This window comes from Flavobacterium sp. PLA-1-15 (assembly GCF_049060005.1).
Lineage (GTDB): Bacteria > Bacteroidota > Bacteroidia > Flavobacteriales > Flavobacteriaceae > Flavobacterium.
Genome location: NZ_JBMGQS010000004.1, coordinates 52152 through 70094, shown reverse-complemented (window position 1 = coordinate 70094; position 17943 = coordinate 52152). Strand labels below are relative to the sequence as shown.

The window sequence follows — 17943 nt, the reverse complement described above, 5'->3', positions numbered from 1 at the left end:
ATACTTCCAGAAGCACAAAAAAATATCCAAAATAGATTTTCTATTTAAAATGAAAAGAAAAAACATCCAACATATAAAATTAAATCCTGAAGCTAAAAGCCAGACAGAAAATATTTCATCTGATAGTTTCGTTTCTGCAGAAGGGATTGAAGTAAAGAAAACCTATTCCAAAGAAAATCTTGAAGGTTTGGAACATTTAGAATTTGGAGCAGGTTTTGCGCCCAATCTTCGCGGTCCATATTCAACGATGTACGTTCGTCGTCCTTGGACTGTACGCCAATATGCCGGATTTTCAACGGCTGAGGAAAGTAATGCTTTCTACAGAAGAAATCTTGCTGCAGGACAAAAAGGCCTTTCTATTGCATTCGATCTGCCAACTCATCGTGGTTATGATTCTGATCACGAGCGCGTTGTAGGTGATGTAGGAAAAGCTGGAGTGGCAATCGATTCGGTCGAAGATATGAAAGTGCTTTTCGATCAGATTCCTTTGGATGAGATGTCGGTTTCAATGACCATGAATGGTGCGGTTTTACCTATCATGGCGTTTTACATTGTCGCTGCCGAAGAACAGGGCGTAAAACCCGAATTGCTTTCGGGAACCATCCAAAATGACATCTTGAAGGAATTTATGGTGCGTAATACCTACATCTATCCTCCTACTCCTTCGATGAAAATCATTGCTGATATTTTTGATTTTACCAGCAAGAAAATGCCCAAATTCAATTCAATTTCTATTTCAGGCTATCACATGCAGGAAGCCGGAGCAACTGCCGATATTGAATTGGCTTATACTTTAGCCGATGGTTTGGAATATATCCGAACAGGTTTGGCCGCCGGAATGAAAATAGATGAATTTGCTCCCCGTTTATCCTTCTTTTGGGCTATAGGAATGAACCATTTTATGGAGATTGCCAAAATGAGAGCAGGAAGAATGATTTGGGCAAAATTGGTAAAGCAATTCAACCCAAAAGACGATAAATCTTTAGCTTTAAGAACACATTGTCAAACTTCCGGATGGAGCTTGACAGAACAGGATCCTTTCAATAATGTAGCACGGACAGCTATCGAAGCAATGGCTGCCGCATTCGGAGGAACACAATCACTTCACACCAATGCCTTGGATGAAGCAATTGCCTTGCCTACCGATTTTTCTGCAAGGATTGCACGAAACACACAAATTTTCATACAGGAAGAAACCAAGATTACCAAAACAGTTGATCCTTGGGCTGGAAGCTATTATGTTGAGAAGCTGACTGCTGAAATTGCAGATAAGGCATGGGAACTGATTCTTGAAGTGGAAGAATTGGGCGGTATGACCAAGGCTATCGAAGCAGGAATTCCGAAGATGAGAATCGAGGAAGCCGCAGCCAGAAAACAAGCAAGAATCGACAGTACGCAGGACATTATCGTGGGTGTTAACAAATACCGCTTGGAGAAGGAAGATCCATTGCATATCTTGGATGTCGACAACCAGATGGTCCGCAGACAGCAATTGGAACAATTGGACAAAATTAAAGCTTCGAGAAACACAGAGAAGGTAAAAGAACTTTTAAATAAATTAACCGAATCCGCCAAGACTGGCGAAGGAAATTTATTGGAATTGGCAGTAAATGCAGCACGCGAAAGAGCCACCTTGGGTGAAATAAGTGATGCATTGGAAGCTGTTTTTGGAAGATACAAAGCACAAATTAAATCATTTAGTGGCGTGTACAGCAAAGAAATTAAAGACGACAAGAGTTTTGAATTGGCCAAACAAAAAGCCGACGAATTCGCTAAACAGGAAGGCCGCCGACCAAGGATCATGATTGCAAAAATGGGGCAGGATGGCCATGATCGTGGTGCAAAGGTTGTCGCAACCGGTTATGCCGATGTAGGTTTCGACGTGGACATAGGTCCGCTATTTCAAACACCTGCAGAAGCCGCCAAGCAGGCCGTCGAAAACGACGTGCATATTTTAGGCGTTTCTTCCCTTGCTGCCGGACATAAAACGCTGGTCCCACAAGTAATTCAAGAACTCAAAAATTACGGACGCGAAGACATTATGGTAATTGTAGGAGGTGTTATCCCAGCACAGGATTATCAGTATTTGTTTGATGCTGGAGCGGTTGCTGTTTTTGGGCCTGGAACCAAAATCAGCGAAGCGGCAATTACAATTTTGGATGTTCTTTTGGATTAAGTTTACTCGATAAAAATCAAAAAGGCTGCTGGAAAAAATCCCGCAGCCTTTTCTTTCACAAAACTCGAAGCTAATTAAACTACTTTTATAAGCTCAATTTTCTTTTTATTTTAATTCCAATTCACCTTCCAAAACTTCGGTAGAACTGCTTCCTACAAATATTTTAAACTTTCCTGGCTCTACAACATACGCTCCATTATTATTGTAAAAACCAAGCTCTGCATCTGTCAAACTGAAAGAAATAGTTTTCGTTTCGCCTTTCTTTAGGGACACCAATTCAAAACCTTTCAATTCCTTAACCGGTCTGGAAAGGCTTGCACTTATATCCCTGATGTAAAGCTGTACCACTTCTTTCCCATCAACATTTCCTGTATTGGTAACCTCAACAGAAACTTTAATTGTTTCACCCTTTACCGGATTTACTTTGTCTATTTTCAGATTCTTATAACCGAAAGTCGTATAGCTCAATCCGTGTCCGAAAGCAAATAATGGTGTTTTCTCTACGTCTGAATAATGCGACCAGAATACGTTTTTATCACTATCAACAGGTCTTCCCGTACTGAAATGGTTGTAGTAGATTGGACATTGCCCCACATTTCTCGGGAAAGACATCGGTAATTTTCCACTCGGATTATAGTCTCCGTATAAAACCTGCGCAACGGCATTTCCTGTTTGTGTTCCCAAGTGCCAGGCTTCAACAATTGTAGGAATATGTTCGGCGGCCCACGGCAATGCCAAAGGTCTTCCGTTGTTTAAAACCAACACAATATTCTTATTTACCTTGTAAATTTCCTCTAACAATTGCTGTTGAACACCTGGCAAATCAAGGTTGGTTCTGCTTCTTCCTTCCCCACTTTGGAAACCGTGCTCTCCCAAAACCATTACCACAACATCTGCACTTGAAGCTACTTTTTTAGCGGCTTCGAAACCTGAAGTATCCGTAGTATTGAAAACCAATTCAGCTGTAAAAGTCGTAGCTCCAACAGTTAAATCAGCTCCTTTTTCAAAAGTCAATTGATTGCCTTTGTACTGCTGCATTCCTTCCAGGACTGAAACGGCAGTATTGTCATCGGAAGCAATTCTCCAGCTGCCAAGCGGACTTGTTTTATCGTTTGCCAAAGCTCCGATAAGTGCAATTTTTTGGCCTGTTTTCTTTAATGGAAGTAAATTTCCTTCATTCTTAAGCAATACAATCGATTTTTTAGCCATATCCAAAACACCATCGTTATTGGATTTGTTACCGATAATTGCTTTCTCACGTTTTTCATCGCAATACTTATACGGATCATCAAAAAGACCCAATTCGAATTTTACTCGAAGAATTCTTCTAACAGCATCATCCACTAGAGCAATATCTACCTTTTTATCCTTAACCAATTTTGCCAGTTCTGCTACATAAATATGCGATTCCATGTCCATATCTGAACCTGCTTCAACGGCTTTCAAAGCAGCTTCTGCCCCGTCTTTTGCAAAACCATGGGTAATCATTTCACGGACAGAAGCCCAATCGGAAATTACAAATCCGTTGAAGTTCCATTTTCCCTTAAGGATGTCCCTTTGAAGAAAACTGCTGCCTGTTGCTGGAACGCCGTTCAGGATATTAAAGGAGTTCATCATCGTTCTAACCCCTGCTTCCGATGCCGCCTTGAACGGTGGCAGAACCGTATTGTAGAGTGTCGAATTGCTTATATCAACGGTATTGTAATCCAATCCTGCTTCTGCAAATCCGTAAGCTGCGAAGTGTTTGGCACAAGCTGCAATGTTGTTGTTATTTTTCAAATCGCCTTGAAAACCTTTCACCCTTGCAACGGCAACCTTGCTTCCCAAATACGGATCCTCTCCTGCTCCTTCCATCACGCGTCCCCATCTCGCATCACGCGAAATATCCATATTCGGACCAAAAGTCCAGTTGATTCCGGAAGCAGAAGCTTCATCAGCGGCAATTTGTGCCGATTTTTTAATGGCTTCCATATCCCAACTTGCCGCTTCAGCTAGTGGAATCGGACTTAAGGTCTTGTATCCATGGATCACATCGAAACCAATGATGAGCGGAATTCCCAAACGGGTTTCTTCAACTGCAATTTTTTGAACAGCACGAACTTCTTTTACACCACGAACGGTAAGCATCGAACCTACCCATCCTTTACGAAGATGCTCGTATTTGAGTTCAGCGTTTCCTCCTTTTGGAGCGGGTCCTGTAACGTCCCAAAAACCATTGTATTGGTTCATTTGTCCTACTTTTTCCTCCAAGGTCATTTCCTTCATCAGGAGGGTAATTCTTTCTTCGATTGGTTTTTTCTTGTCGAGATGTGCTTTGCTTTGTGCATTCATTGCTGTGATAGTAAAAAGGGAAAATATACCCGCTATGATTTTTTTGTTTTTCATGTGTTTTGGTTATTCAGAAATGGTTGAACCATTTTTTATTCTTATTCACTTATAAAAGCCGAAGCTGGAAGATTTACAACATTGAAAACATCAGATTGTGCTGTATTTTTCCAAGCAAATCGAACCTTCTTGGGATCTTTTACAAATTTTGATGTGACTTCTATTTTTTCGTTTTTTATTTTTGCTTCTGCTGGATGAAAAACATTATCATCGCCAGCTACTTCAAAAAGGGAACTTTTTTTATTTTTAAAATACAATCCATTCGCATTTTTAAAAGAAACAGATATGGTGCTTTTTTTAATTTCAATCGCTTTAAAAAGTGGGCCATCAACAATTGTATTTTTGGTTTTGTAATGGTTTTTTAAGGCGATTTCTGCCAAGCGATTTCCAACTGATTTTTTATCCTTCGGATGAATATCATCTGTAGTAGAAATATCAGAAGTCATTGCCATTCCTGTATTATCAACAAGTTCAAGCGTTTTTCGTTGAGCATTTTGAATTTCAACACCTCCAAAATGATTGTCTCCATATTGATATGGTGCAATTTGAACAAAATAAAACGGAAAGTCCTGTTTCCATTCTTTTCTCCACGAAGTTATCAGTGCAGAAAGGGTTTTCTCGTAATTATTAGCTCCAACATTGCTTTCGCCTTGGTACCAAATTGTACCAGCAATTTTAAATCCAGCCAAAGGATTGATCATGGCGTTGTAAGTGCGACCCGGTTGATTTGGTCCGTATTCGGTAATGCTCAATTTATTTGCAGATGCCGTGAGCACTTTGTCGTTGGCGATAGTTGCTTCGGGAATCCAGATTTCTGCAGGTGTTCCGCCCCAAGAAGAATTGATAAGTCCGATGGGAACATTTTTGAGATCTTCCTGTAAATGCAGTGCAAAAAAATAGGCCACCGCACTGAAATATTTCATTGTTTCGGGCGTACATACCTCCCAATTTGCAGGAAGATTGTCCTGTGGCGTAGTGGATGTCAGTTTTGGAACATTGAAAAATCTGATATTGTGATGGTTGGCGAGTTTTGCTTCAGCCTCCCCATTTTCAATTCCCCACGAGACGCTCATTTCCATATTTGATTGCCCGGAACACAGCCACACTTCGCCAATCAATATATTTTTCAAAGTAATTTGGTTGTAGCCTTTTATAATGATTTCAAAAGGACCGCCTGCTTCAGGTGTTTTTACCATTATATCCCACTTGGCCTCGTTGCTTGGAATTACATTGTATTGCTGATTGTTCCAACCTGTGATGATTGTTATTTCCTCCTTCGGGCTTCCCCATCCCCAGATCTTCACTTCGGAATTTCGCTGGAGCACCATATTATCTGAAAAGACACTAGGTAACACCACATTTGCCGAAGCTAGGTTGGTTATAAATAAAAATAATAAAAGGACTCTTTTCATTATTTCAATAGTTTTTTCAGGAACGGTTGGTATTGACTTGCCATGATTTTATGATCGTCTGCATCTGGATGCGTGGTGCAACCGTGCGGGGTAACGGCAGTGAATTGAAAGATTTGTATCGGCTTGACGTTTTCATCCTTAAAAGAATCCTTGATTTTTTCGAGACAATCTGTAAACACCTTCGCTTTTTCGCCATTTACCATCGGACTGTTGGCCAATACAATCTGCACATCAGGGTTGTGGCTGTAAAGCATCTTCAGGAAATTCACATAATTGGAGACAAATTTCTCAGCATTAAAAGGCTTTCTTTCTTTTGTTCCGTCACCTTCCGAAAAATCATTTGTTCCAAGGGCGATACTGATGATGTCCGGCTTGAAATTGAATCCGTAAGGTTTTGATGCATCATTGTTCAGGTATAGATTTTCATATACGTTTGGCATAACGGGTTCTGTTTCGTCGTTCCAATTCCTGTACATTCCCATCCCTGAAACCGAGCTCAGCTGAAAATCCACATCCAGGTTTCTTGACAATAACGGTCCGTAGGCCAGATAGGCATTGTGCTGATCAAACCACTCACCTTGTCCGCAAGGAATTTCAATTACATCGGCTCCCATTCCGCAGGTAATTGAGTTTCCGATGAATTCTATCTTTTTCTTTTCTTTTAACTGTGTTGGAATCAGCTTTGCAATGGCTCCGTTAAACAAGATGCCACCTGTTGAAGCTTCTGTTGCCTTGAAGATTTTGAGTGTATGCTTTTTATTGGTATTCACTTTTATTGGATACTCTTTAAGCTCTTTTTCTACCCTGAGCCTTCCGATATATTTGCCATCCAATTCAAGGGAAACATAAGCATGGTGTCCGTACTCGTTGATTGATTGAAGGGCGATTTGGCATGACTTTCCTGTAAAACTGAAGATTACCGAAGAAGCCGAACTTATTAATACAATACCATTATCAACTGTCTTTTCAATTCTTCCTTGCGTATTATAAAACTGATTATCAGCTTCTTTTATCTGTGAAAAAGAAATAAACGAAGTGGTTAATAATAAAAAACAAAGTACTTTTTTAATGAATTGCATAATTTTATTGGATAGATTTTGTAAAGTTATCAATTGTGAGGCTTCTTAGTTGTACTAAAATATCATTTTGATGTAGAATCTTGGCATCAAAAATACCTTGATCAATATGAACTCGCTTAATGCAAAAAGCATAATTGTCCACGGAGGTACAATTATGCTTTCTGAAAGTTTTTATTCTGAAAAGTGTATTTACTATCTATTTTTGCCTAGAAGGAACTAACTTTTTTACCAATGTTACCAATCCTACCACAATCAATCCTACGATTAATCCTATCGCAAATTCTTTGATTATAGAAGGCAAACTTGGCAATAGATGATGGAAAAATTCAATATTGTGAACAAATATCCCACCCGAAACCAATATCAGGGCAATCGTTCCAACTACTGAAAGTATCTTGATGATTATTGGCAATGCTTTTACTAATATTTGCCCAACCACGGATAGAAATCCCTTATCGCCTGATTTTTTGATAAGAAAAAAACCAGCATCGTCCATTCGAACAATCAATGCAACGATACCGTAAACTCCCACGGTTGCAATGATAGCAACAAAACTTACTGAAAGTATTTGCGTGAGTAAAGGATGCTCATGTTCAATAACTGTGGCCAATGCGATGATAACAATTTCCAGGGAAAGAATAAAATCAGTTTTAATTGCCGAACTGATTTTTGACTTTTCGGAATTTTCATCCGATTCGGGCAGACCACTTTCCAAAACCACTTCATGCCCTTTTTTCGCACGGTGGAAAAGGAATTCGACAATTTTTTCAGCACCTTCATAGGCTAAATACATTCCTCCTAGAACCAAAATAATGGTAATTACAACCGGAAAGAAATAATTGAGTAGAAATACAGCTGGCAAAATAATTAACTTGTTTATAAAGGATCCCTTGGTAATGGCCCATAGTACAGGTATTTCTCTAGAGGCTAAAAATCCTGTGGCTTTCTCTGCATTAACTGCCAAATCATCGCCTAATATTCCAGCTGTTTTTTGAGTTGCCAGCTTACTTGTAACAGCGATATCATCCATCAAAGCAGCTATATCGTCTAAAATTGCAAAAAATCCTGATGCCATATTTTGTTTTTTTTGTGAACCGTAAAAGTATAAATTTAATCTGATAAGATAGGCTTAGAAAATGCTAGATTGTTTTTCTTGTCTTAGTTCAATGCCAGCTTTTAAATTGATTGCTAATTTTGTCCTGAAGATAAAACATAACCAACACAAACAATATGGAAACTATAAAATTAGAATTAGACGAAAAGCAACATGGAGCTTTCAATCTTTATGTTGATGGAAAAAAACTTGGTGAAATGACTGTCAGTTTAAAGCAAGATCTCCTTACCGTCTATCATACGGGAGTTGAAGCCGAAGGCGAAGGAAAAGGATATGCTAAAAAACTATTGGAGGAAATGACAAGCTATGCACGCAGTAACAAAATGATGGTTCTTCCACTTTGTCCCTATGTTCATGCTCAATTTAAAAGACGTCCGGATGATTATCAGGATATTTGGAAACGCTAATTTGATTTCTTTAGCAACCCGATACATACAAAACTAGATTTATTATTTATCGCTTATCCAAAAAAGTAATCGGCTTTCTACTCATAGGCGGAAAAATAATTTTGTTCAGCAGGTCTTGAGCAACAAATTCAACTTTTGGAGTAACTCTAAGTTTTGCCCTGAAATGGTCCTTGATTTGGTTCATCAATTCTTCGGATGGCTGTTGAGAAGCAATTTTGATCAGGATTTCATCCGTGCCTAAATCATTTGTAGAAATTTCGATCAGATGGCTTTGTATGCCTTCAAAATAGCGCAATAAATCGTGCATGGCCGGCGGATAGAGCGTGGTTCCTTTATATTTTATCATGTGTTGTTTTCGGCCAACGACTGGTCCTACCCGGACAGTATTTCTTCCGCAAGGACATGGTTCTGAATGCAACTTTACGATATCGCCTGTCTTGAAACGCAACAACGGCACTGCCTCAACTCCCAGTGTAGTGATGGTGAGCTCGCCGCTTTCGCCTTCTTTTACGGGCTGGTTCTGCTCGTCTAGGATTTCTGTGATGATCAATTCGGGATGTTGATGGCCGCCCTGAAAATGTTCGCATTCGTTGAAAGCCGTACTCATTTCTGTAGAAGCATAGGTGGAAAAAAGCTTAATGTCCCATTTATCGGTGATTCTTTTTGCCAAGATGGAAGGCGAAAAATCCTGATTACGCAAGGCTTCGCCGATACAGATGACGCTTTCGACACTCGAAGCATTGTAATCAATATTGTTACCCTCAGCGTATTCGATCATTTTCAAAAGAAAAGAAGGAACGGCTATGAGGTGTTTGGGTTTGTATTTTAAAATGGAATCCCACTGCAATTCAGGAATTCCGGCACCCACGCGTATTACACCTGCGCCAAGTTTTCGGAGTCCGAGGAAATAGGCCAATCCGGCCATGAATCTCCGGTCCATCGTTGTCATCAGCTGTACTACATCGCCTTCTTTTATATTGGAACAAACAAATGAAACGGCTTCGTTATAGGCCAATCGATCTAAGTCTTTGTCGGTCAATCCAAATGTTACAGGATCGCCCAATGTTCCGGAAGTAGTGGCATAATCGATGATTTTATGCATCGGTACACAGAAAAACGCATCGTTGTTTTCTTGGATATCGGTTTTGGTGGTGACAGGAAACTGGCGTAAATGTTCGAGTGAAGTGATGGTTTGTATTTCGATGTTCTGTTTTGCGAACATGTCCTTGTAATATGGGGAATGCTCCGATAAATAGACCAGCAATTCTTTCAGTTTTTGTTCCTGAAATTGTTTGATTTCCTGTACGGATGCTTTTTCTATCGCTGGTATCATCATCTTCTTCGTTTTATTTTTTTAAGGTATTTCTCTATCTGAATTTTATCTGGAACGGTTGTAATTTCTTTGGTCAGAGCTTTTTGAAACTCCAATTCTGATGCTTTGTACCAACCTTTATCATAGTAATATTTTCCTGCTTTATAATATACCATCCAATGGTTTGGATTTAGGTTTTGGTAGTTTTTTATTAATGCAACCGTTAGGTTCTTATTTTTTGAAATTGCCTCATCTATAATGCGATCGTTGATTCGATATTGCTCATAATCCTTAAAAGCTTTAGCTTCAAGAAATTTATCTTTTGGAATATTCATAGAATCTGAACTTTGCACTTTTAAATCTTGACTCTTCTTATTGAAAATTTTATTCAAATCATAAGCAACAAATTCACCTAATTGATAAGGATTTGAAGAAACCCAGACGATTTTGCTCTCGGGTTTAAAAATAACGCCGTGATGTGCCAACAATTGATTTAAGGCTTTCTCATTTCCATAGCCGATTTCCTTATCATTCAAACCTTTCTTGTTCCGCAGGATTTCTGCCATCTTCAGCGGATTTAATCTTTGGCTTTCTGCCAAAAGCTCGTTCATCCTATCGAAACGGTATTTACTATGACTCTCTTCAATGTGATTGCTGTTTCTTTTATCTGTTTTATATACTTCACTTTGAAAGTGATTGGTGCAGACCAACTGATTGCTGTTTTGAACCTCGAAAACACCAAAGTTTTCAGGGGAAACCTCTATCAATATAGCCTTTTTATCCTTTGCACTGCCTATCATAATAGATTCTGAAACAAATACTTCGCGTTTTTTTGCTATCGCAATTGCTTGTTCAACATTTGAGGCATACTGCAATATTTCTCTGGCCAAGACGGAAATGGGTGTTTTGGCTACTAAAGGAATTTTTGATTTTCCTGCATTTATAGTTACCGTCAAACCTTCGTTGTTCATTCCGGAAACAGCTCCAATCATTCCTCCCCATGTAACGGTCATAAATGGATGTCCGTCGTTTGGAGTTATAAAAGCCATAATCTTGTCTTCGGCAAATTCATCGCCTGCATAAAAATCGAAGTTCCTTCCTATCAACAATTCACCATCTTCGGTTTTATCACCCCAAGCCGCCACTGATGAGCAACCTACCATGGCCAAATCTTGCAATGCATGCCCAATATCATGAGCGCCGTGAAGGTATAAAGTTCGTAAATACTTAGGAGCCAGATTATTATAATTATCCGAAGTATACTGAGAAATGCCATATATCTCGGTTTTATATTCATCTGGGACATGAAGATACATCTTACGGTTGTACCATTTTAGGAATTGCCTAAGCAGTTTTTGTTTGAATTTGGAAGGAACAATTTCCTGAATTTTCGAAAAGAAAACCCTTTCCTGCTTTTGAACTAAATGCTCAGAAAGGCTTCCGGCCAATAATCCCATCTGGAATGCATCTCCTGAAATATAAAGCTCCCAAAGTTGCTGCTTGTTTTTGATGAGATAATTAGAACCCGAAGAAAATAGAGTGTCCGAATGTTTGACAACAACCGGTTTCGTCTGATTGTATCCATCGATTTTAGGTTGATGATGAATGGATTTGGAAGTTCCGCAAGAGAATATCAAAAATAAAATCCCTATGAAAAATAGTATTTTGACATTCGCTTTCATCATTATTCGGCTAGTTCTCTGTTAATTTTATTGATAAGATAGTCCTTTCCCAAAATTTCAGAACAGGTTACTACGGCCCCAATTGTTACACCTAAAACACCGTGCATGTTGATACTTTGTCCAGTTAGATAAAGGTTATCTAATTTCGTTTTTGGTGAAATAAAAGTTTTCATTGGGTTGTTAGAATCCTTTATATATCCATACAGGTTTCCTTCATGTCCGCCAATGTAATCACGGTAGGATAATGGAGTTGAAGAATGTATGGATTGGATGCTATTGCGGATTCCCGGGAATTTCTTCTCGATTTCCTTTAAAAACAGTTCTGCCTTTTCCGCCTTGTATTTTTCATACGAGTCACCTCTTTCGTTTTTATCCGAAACTGTGTTATGAGTGTTTTCCCATTCTTTGAATTCCTCAAATTTCAAATATGTAATGGCTGTTAAACTTTCGGCCCACACTTGATTTTCTTCGGAAATATTCATAGACGCCATATAGGCCTCCGGCCAAGACTCTTCGGTATAATCATTTGCATTCCAAACCCTTGTGCTATCCCTAAAATGATAATAATTGTGGTTGAGATACTTGAACGATTTAGGTTTAAAAACCAGATACAGGCTGAATGCCGATGGCAACACTTCCAAACTCTGTATCCTACTAAAATAGGATTTCCGGAATCTATCTTCACCAATCATTTTCAAAGTGGTCTTCGGCTCGATATTAGAAATAAACAAATCGCCGAAATACTCCTCTCCGTTATGGGTTTTCACAGAAATGAGTTTATCCTCTTCAAAACCAAAACCGGTAACTTCACGATGCTTATAAACTTCGCCACCGTATTTTCGGAGTTCCTTTATCAATAATTTTGTGATCTGGCTTCCTCCATTAATGCAACGCCAAGAGCTTTGAATATAGGAATTTACCGATAAAGCATGTACATAAAAAGGTGATTTGTCGGCAATTCCTGCATACAAGAAATTAGAACCCGCCAAAACAGCCTTGAGCTTTTCATTATCCGTCAATTCATCAAGATATTGCTTCGCGTTTATGGAAAGAATATCACTGTGATAGCCATCGCCCTTCTTCAGATTGTAAAGCGGAAATGAATCGCAGGTATAAATCAATTGTTTGCAATATTTTCGGATTGTTTCTTCTTCATCAGGGAAATAAACCGTCAATTGCTTGATGAAATTCTCATAACCCTGCGCATGCGGATATTGTGTTTTATCATCGTCAAACGTGATAACATCAAAGGCATCCTCGTCCATCTTTTTAAGTTTAAGATGATCCATAATGCCAATGTATGTGAAATATTTATGAAGATTCTGACCTTCTGCCAATCCGCCGATGTAGTGAATTCCGGTATCAAAAATAGTCTTGTCTCGCACGAATGTCTGCAGGTTGCCGCCGTATTGGTTGTTTTTTTCCAAAACACAAACACTCCTTCCCTCTTTTGCAAGAAGGATAGCCGACACCAATCCGCCCAGACCACTGCCAATAATTACTATGTCGTATTTCTTTTTCACTGTTTTTTCTTTAAAACCAATAAGTCCTTCTCTACTGTATCTTCTTCAAAACCAAGACCTACAAAATGGTTTTTCAACTCCAACTGGCTTATCAGGATGACTTGCTGTACGCTAGCTAGTTTCATTTTTTCCAATGATAAAGCATTTTTATTTGATATTAAAAGCGTTTCATATTGCTTGTCTTCCAGAACATCATCGATGTAAACAATTTTACGTTTTTTTAGCAGATAATTGGCTGCAGCGATGTTTCTTTTTTCTTCATTTTCTATAAATGAAAAAATCTTGCGTTTTGGCTTTTGCAAGGTCAATAAAACATCCAGCTGTCCATAATCATCCGCCAAATGCAAAATCTTTGCATCCTCCTTGATGTATTGATTCAGCTTGAAATATAATGATTTTCTTTGTTGGAAATCTGTTTTTATCTCCTTGACAACTTCATATTCTTTATACAAGAAACTTAAAAACAATTTGTTCTTGAAATAATTTTCATCTTCAAAAGTATTTCGCAACAAACTGAACTGCTGTCTGAAGTAATGGTTGATCTTTTTAGTTCGTTCCGAATAGGCTGTTCCGAAAGAGGCATCATCGGCTTTAATTCTTCTACCGATCACAACGGTGATGTTTTCATCATAGATAATATGATCGCCCTTTGGCAAAACATCTGAATTTCCGTGGATAAAGATCGGCAAGACATCCAAATTGAACTGTTCGGCCAGAAAAAATGCGCCTTTGTGGAAACGCTGAATATTGCCATCCTCTGAGCGTGAGCCTTCTGGAAAAACCATCAATGAAAAGCCTTGCTCTACCTTCTCGCGCAAATGCTCCACGCTTCCTTCCACACCTTGGGAAACTGGATAGAAACCCGCAAGTTTTACTGCTCTTCCGAAAAAAGGAGAATTATAAACCCAGTCGTTCACCAAAAAAATGATTTTTGGACTCAGCATTCCAACTGCAAGCGTGTCCAGGAAGGAAGTATGATTGGAAATGATCACGGATGACTTTTCGAAAGTCTCCTTATAATCGTTGACCACTTTTTTGTTTACAAACGGATTGGAATATAAGACTGATTTCATGAATTTTGACATCGTTCGCCTGAACCACATCATTGTTACTTCTCTTTTTAAAGGAATTATTTTCATGACCAACTCGCCTATCAATGAAAGTAGAAATCCTCCCAATCCATAATAAATAAACGAAAGTGTGGAGTGAATCAATAATCGAAGCGTGATAGGCGATTTTCCTTTCTTGACTCTATTGAAAATACAAATCTTAAAAAGTATCGGATAAAAAATAAACGTGATAAGCAACGCCGCGAAAACACCTATCAACGAAACAGATGAAATGGATTTTAGCGCAGGATGTTCGGCGAAAATCAAGGCACCGATAGCCAAAATCGTGGTCAGTGCGGCTAAAATAATAGAGGCTCTATAAATGGGCATTTCATCTTTTCCTGTGGTATATTCTTTTTGCAAAGCGCTGGTCATAAAAATACTGAAATCTACGCCGTGCCCAAAAATAAGTGTGCAGACAATTGTACTAAAAATATTCAGTTGTATGTCGAAAATACCCATAATTCCAGCTGTCACTAGTCCGGTAATTACAATTGGAATTGTACTGATGATGACCAATTCGATTCTTCGGAAGAAAACAAACAACACCAATATTACGGCAAGCAAGGAATAATTAACCAATTCATTAAAATCGTCCCGAAGCTTTCCTAAAAATATTTCGTTCATCTGCTGACGATCAATGGAAATGACTTTCTCTTCTCTACTTATTTTGTTGACAAATGCATCACGTTGTTCATTGGAAACTTTTACTATCGAAGAAACGGTGTAGAAACCATTTTTTGAAGAAACAAATTCCTCCAGAAAAAATGCCTTTACTTTTGCATATTGATCAAAACCAATTGGAGCAAATTTTGATTCAAGCAAATCATAAAAACGTAGGTGTGATTGCGGTTTAAAACCAAGTGCATTACCACTTGAAATAAGATTGCTTTGAATAAATGCTTTCTTTTCTGGCGTCCAAAATGAGTTCCATTTGTCGATCTTTAGCTGTTGCATTTCCTTTGGCAATACTATTCCGCCTAGCGAGCTGAAATTCAAGATTGCTTTCTCTTTTTTCTTTGCTGAAAGATTTTTAAAAAGTTTATTATTCTGCTGCAAAGCTTCCTCCATTGAATTACCATAGGAAGCCAAGTAGATAGACTTTGAAGTCAGATTTGTTGTTCCTTCGAGTTTGGCTTCTGCCTTTTTTATTTCGGTTGGAATAAAATTCAATTCTGAAAGATTGTTGTTGAATTTTACATTTCCGAAAGTAAAGAAACTAATTACAATCAGTAGAACACTCGAAATGATAAGAAATTTATTGCGTTCAAACGAAAAACCCGCTGCCTTGTCCAAGATTGTTTTCTTATTCGCATCACTTGCTTTAGGCTTATACAAATGCGGCACAATCAACAATGAAAAAAGTGCCGAAACCACTACGCTGATTGCGGCAAAAATCCCCAAATCTTTCAAGGCTTCGGAATTTACAAACAGCAAGCAAAGAAATGCCAAAGCGGTTGTGGTACTGCTCATTATCAACGGCATCGTGATGTCTTTGTAGAACGTCTTCAAGTCGTTGTTGTTCTTATAATGCGTGAGTATATGCAAGGAATAATCAATGGTGACGCCTAAAAGTACCGCACCAACACTAAGTGAGATGGCAGAAATAGTGGTTTTTATAAAATACAAACTGGCAATGGCAAACGCCACACCAAAAATTGTCGGAATGAAAATGATTACTGGGATAAGTAGTTTTCGATAGAATAAAATCAAAATCAACATCAAGGTTCCCAACGATACAAAAATAGTCGTGATGATATCGTGCTTGATTTGTTTTGCATTGGCGACAGCAATCAACGAAGCTCCAAAATAATCAACGGTTGCCTTTCCTTTGAACTGAGCATTCAAATTGTTTTTTACAGCGTTTAAATTCTCTACAAAAACGGTGTTCTTTTCCGTCTCTGTACCGCTTAACTTGGTATTGATGAAAAGCAATAATTTGGATTCATCTTTAGTCACCAAGAAACCGTTTTTAAGTTGGAATTCATCTCCAACGCTTAACTGCTGTAATTTTTTTAGTGCGATAAATGAAATCCCCAAAGGATCATTCAAGATAAAATCTTTGGCGACTATTCCGGTAGGCGAAATCAGTGTTCTATAATTTTTTTCGATTTGAACCGAGATACTGTCCTTATTGAGTTTTTTATCGATTTGAGCATAATCGTCATCGTCAAGAAACAGTGGAAGATTATTATAAACAAAATCAAAGGTTTCCTGTATGTTTTCGTCTTCAACTTTGCCTTGGATGTCTTTTATATATTCGGTACAAGAAGCAATGCTGTCTAAAAATACGGAGGCGGTTTCTGCCAAATCATCTACGGTTCCGTTCTTGTCTTTTTCAATGATGACCGTTATCTTATCAGAGAAATTGAGTTGTTTGAGGACCTTTGCCGTAAGATCCGACTGATCGTTTTTTGGGATAATCCGTGTAATGTCTTCTTCAAATGTAATCTTGGAAGCAAAAAAACCAAAAACCAACAAAAAAGCAAGCGCAATTCCTGTCGCCAGAAGCTTGTTTCGTTGTACGAAAAGATGGATTCGGAGGAAATAATAGTGCATTTATCTTCTTGATGATTTCGATAGCGAAAGTACTAAATAACTTCCAACCCCGAAAAGAATTGCCATAACAGTTGCTAACACGATGCTCCCAATGAGGTATTGAAAAATATGAATTTTAACCTCTTGAAAATTTACCGGAGTGTTCCAATTAAAGGCAACTGGATTGGAAACAAAAAGACTGCCTGTTTCCAATGAACCCCAAATGATAAAAGGAATCATCGGCGGAATACTGATGTTTGAAAAGGCAAAAGCTAACGCTTTATTCAACCGAAACAGCACTGCTAAAGAAATAACTGCCAAAGTTTGGAAGCCCCAAACTGGAGCAATTCCGACAAAAATTCCCAACGCAATCGAAAGTGATTTCTTTAAATTGGAATCTGAACTTGCTAAGACATCTTCGCGGATAAAATCCTTAAAACTTTTTTTTTTGAAACTCCTGAAAAAGTCTCTTGGTTTTATGTACAAAAGGGTAATGATGACCAAAATTGTATTGAGAATACTGATCCTGGTAAAATCTTTAAACGGACGAAAATGGCTGACGCGCTCGTTTGGATCATATAAAATATTGATGGGAATGTTCTTCACCTCTACTACATTCCAAGCCGTTCGGACAATTACTTCTATTTCAAATTCAAACTTATTTGTGTAGAGTCTTTTCGGTATAAATTGCAACGGATACAGTCGATAACCCGATTGGGTATCTTCTAAAGTAATTCCTGTTTCGAACCAAAACCAAAAATTAGAAAATTTGTTTCCAAAACTGCTTTTCTTCGGAATACCATCTTGGTTCATATTGCGATTTCCAATCAACAAAACCTCTTTATCAGACTTTTCAAGATGGTCTATAAAAACAGGAATGTCGTCTGGATAATGCTGTCCGTCAGAATCAATCGTTATGGCATATTGATATTTTAAATCTTTTGCTTTCTTAAAACCTTCCCGCAGTGCATTTCCTTTCCCTTTATTTTTAGGAAGATTGAGTAATGTAATTTGGGGATAGGAACTTAAGATTTCTTCAGTAGCATCGGTTGAACCGTCGTTGACAACAATACAATTTTGGGTATGGCTTAAAACACCATCAATAACACGACGTAGGGTTTTATGGTTATTATAGGTGGGAATAATAACACACAGCTGCAACTTTTGAATTCGCTCGCTAATGGATGGATTTGGATTCATACCTTG

Annotated in this window: 11 protein-coding genes; 2 read left to right on the top strand and 9 right to left on the bottom strand. The window is 38.3% G+C overall.

The window, feature by feature from the left end:
• The first annotated feature begins 49 nt into the window (after positions 1-49).
• A complete protein-coding gene (gene scpA, locus ACI6PS_RS04670; protein ID WP_421011391.1) occupies positions 50-2176 on the top strand; it encodes a methylmalonyl-CoA mutase in 2127 nt (708 codons plus the stop codon).
• 105 nt (positions 2177-2281) lie between these two features.
• On the opposite strand, the gene bglX is transcribed toward scpA, so the two are convergent.
• The 4 genes from bglX to ACI6PS_RS04650 all read right to left on the bottom strand — a co-directional run bounded on the left by bglX (position 2282) and on the right by ACI6PS_RS04650 (position 8127).
• Positions 2282-4561, bottom strand: coding sequence for a beta-glucosidase BglX (gene bglX, locus ACI6PS_RS04665; RefSeq protein WP_421011390.1), 2280 nt, complete (start codon positions 4559-4561; stop codon positions 2282-2284).
• Between the two features lie 41 nt (positions 4562-4602).
• A complete protein-coding gene (locus ACI6PS_RS04660) occupies positions 4603-5973 on the bottom strand; it encodes a sialate O-acetylesterase (protein WP_421011389.1) in 1371 nt (456 codons plus the stop codon).
• A complete protein-coding gene (locus ACI6PS_RS04655; protein WP_421011388.1) occupies positions 5973-7052 on the bottom strand; it encodes a GDSL-type esterase/lipase family protein in 1080 nt (359 codons plus the stop codon). The genes ACI6PS_RS04660 and ACI6PS_RS04655 overlap by 1 nt, the downstream gene beginning before the upstream one ends.
• Positions 7053-7248: 196 nt before the next feature.
• Positions 7249-8127, bottom strand: coding sequence for a DUF808 domain-containing protein (locus tag ACI6PS_RS04650; RefSeq protein WP_421011387.1), 879 nt, complete (start codon positions 8125-8127; stop codon positions 7249-7251).
• A 155-nt stretch (positions 8128-8282) separates the two neighbouring features.
• Here ACI6PS_RS04650 and ACI6PS_RS04645 point away from each other — a divergent pair, with 155 nt between their 5' ends.
• On the top strand, positions 8283-8573 hold the full coding sequence (locus ACI6PS_RS04645) for a GNAT family N-acetyltransferase (RefSeq protein ID WP_421011386.1): 291 nt from the start codon (positions 8283-8285) through the stop codon (positions 8571-8573).
• A gap of 46 nt (positions 8574-8619) precedes the next feature.
• Here ACI6PS_RS04645 and ACI6PS_RS04640 read toward each other — a convergent pair whose 3' ends face one another.
• The 5 genes from ACI6PS_RS04640 to ACI6PS_RS04620 are packed head-to-tail and all read right to left on the bottom strand — an operon-like array spanning position 8620 to position 17937.
• Positions 8620-9906, bottom strand: coding sequence for a phenylacetate--CoA ligase family protein (locus ACI6PS_RS04640; protein ID WP_421011477.1), 1287 nt, complete (start codon positions 9904-9906; stop codon positions 8620-8622).
• Positions 9906-11567 (bottom strand): C45 family autoproteolytic acyltransferase/hydolase, encoded by a 1662-nt coding sequence (locus ACI6PS_RS04635; RefSeq protein WP_421011476.1) that lies wholly within the window; start codon positions 11565-11567, stop codon positions 9906-9908. Before ACI6PS_RS04635 ends, ACI6PS_RS04640 begins: the two co-directional genes overlap by 1 nt.
• A 2-nt stretch (positions 11568-11569) precedes the next feature.
• Entirely contained in the window at positions 11570-13090 is a 1521-nt protein-coding gene (locus tag ACI6PS_RS04630) for a phytoene desaturase family protein (protein ID WP_421011385.1), read from the bottom strand.
• A complete protein-coding gene (locus ACI6PS_RS04625; protein WP_421011384.1) occupies positions 13087-16758 on the bottom strand; it encodes an MMPL family transporter in 3672 nt (1223 codons plus the stop codon). Before ACI6PS_RS04625 ends, ACI6PS_RS04630 begins: the two co-directional genes overlap by 4 nt.
• Entirely contained in the window at positions 16759-17937 is a 1179-nt protein-coding gene (locus tag ACI6PS_RS04620) for a DUF2062 domain-containing protein (protein WP_421011383.1), read from the bottom strand. It abuts the gene before it with no gap.
• Between the last annotated feature and the right edge of the window lie 6 nt (positions 17938-17943).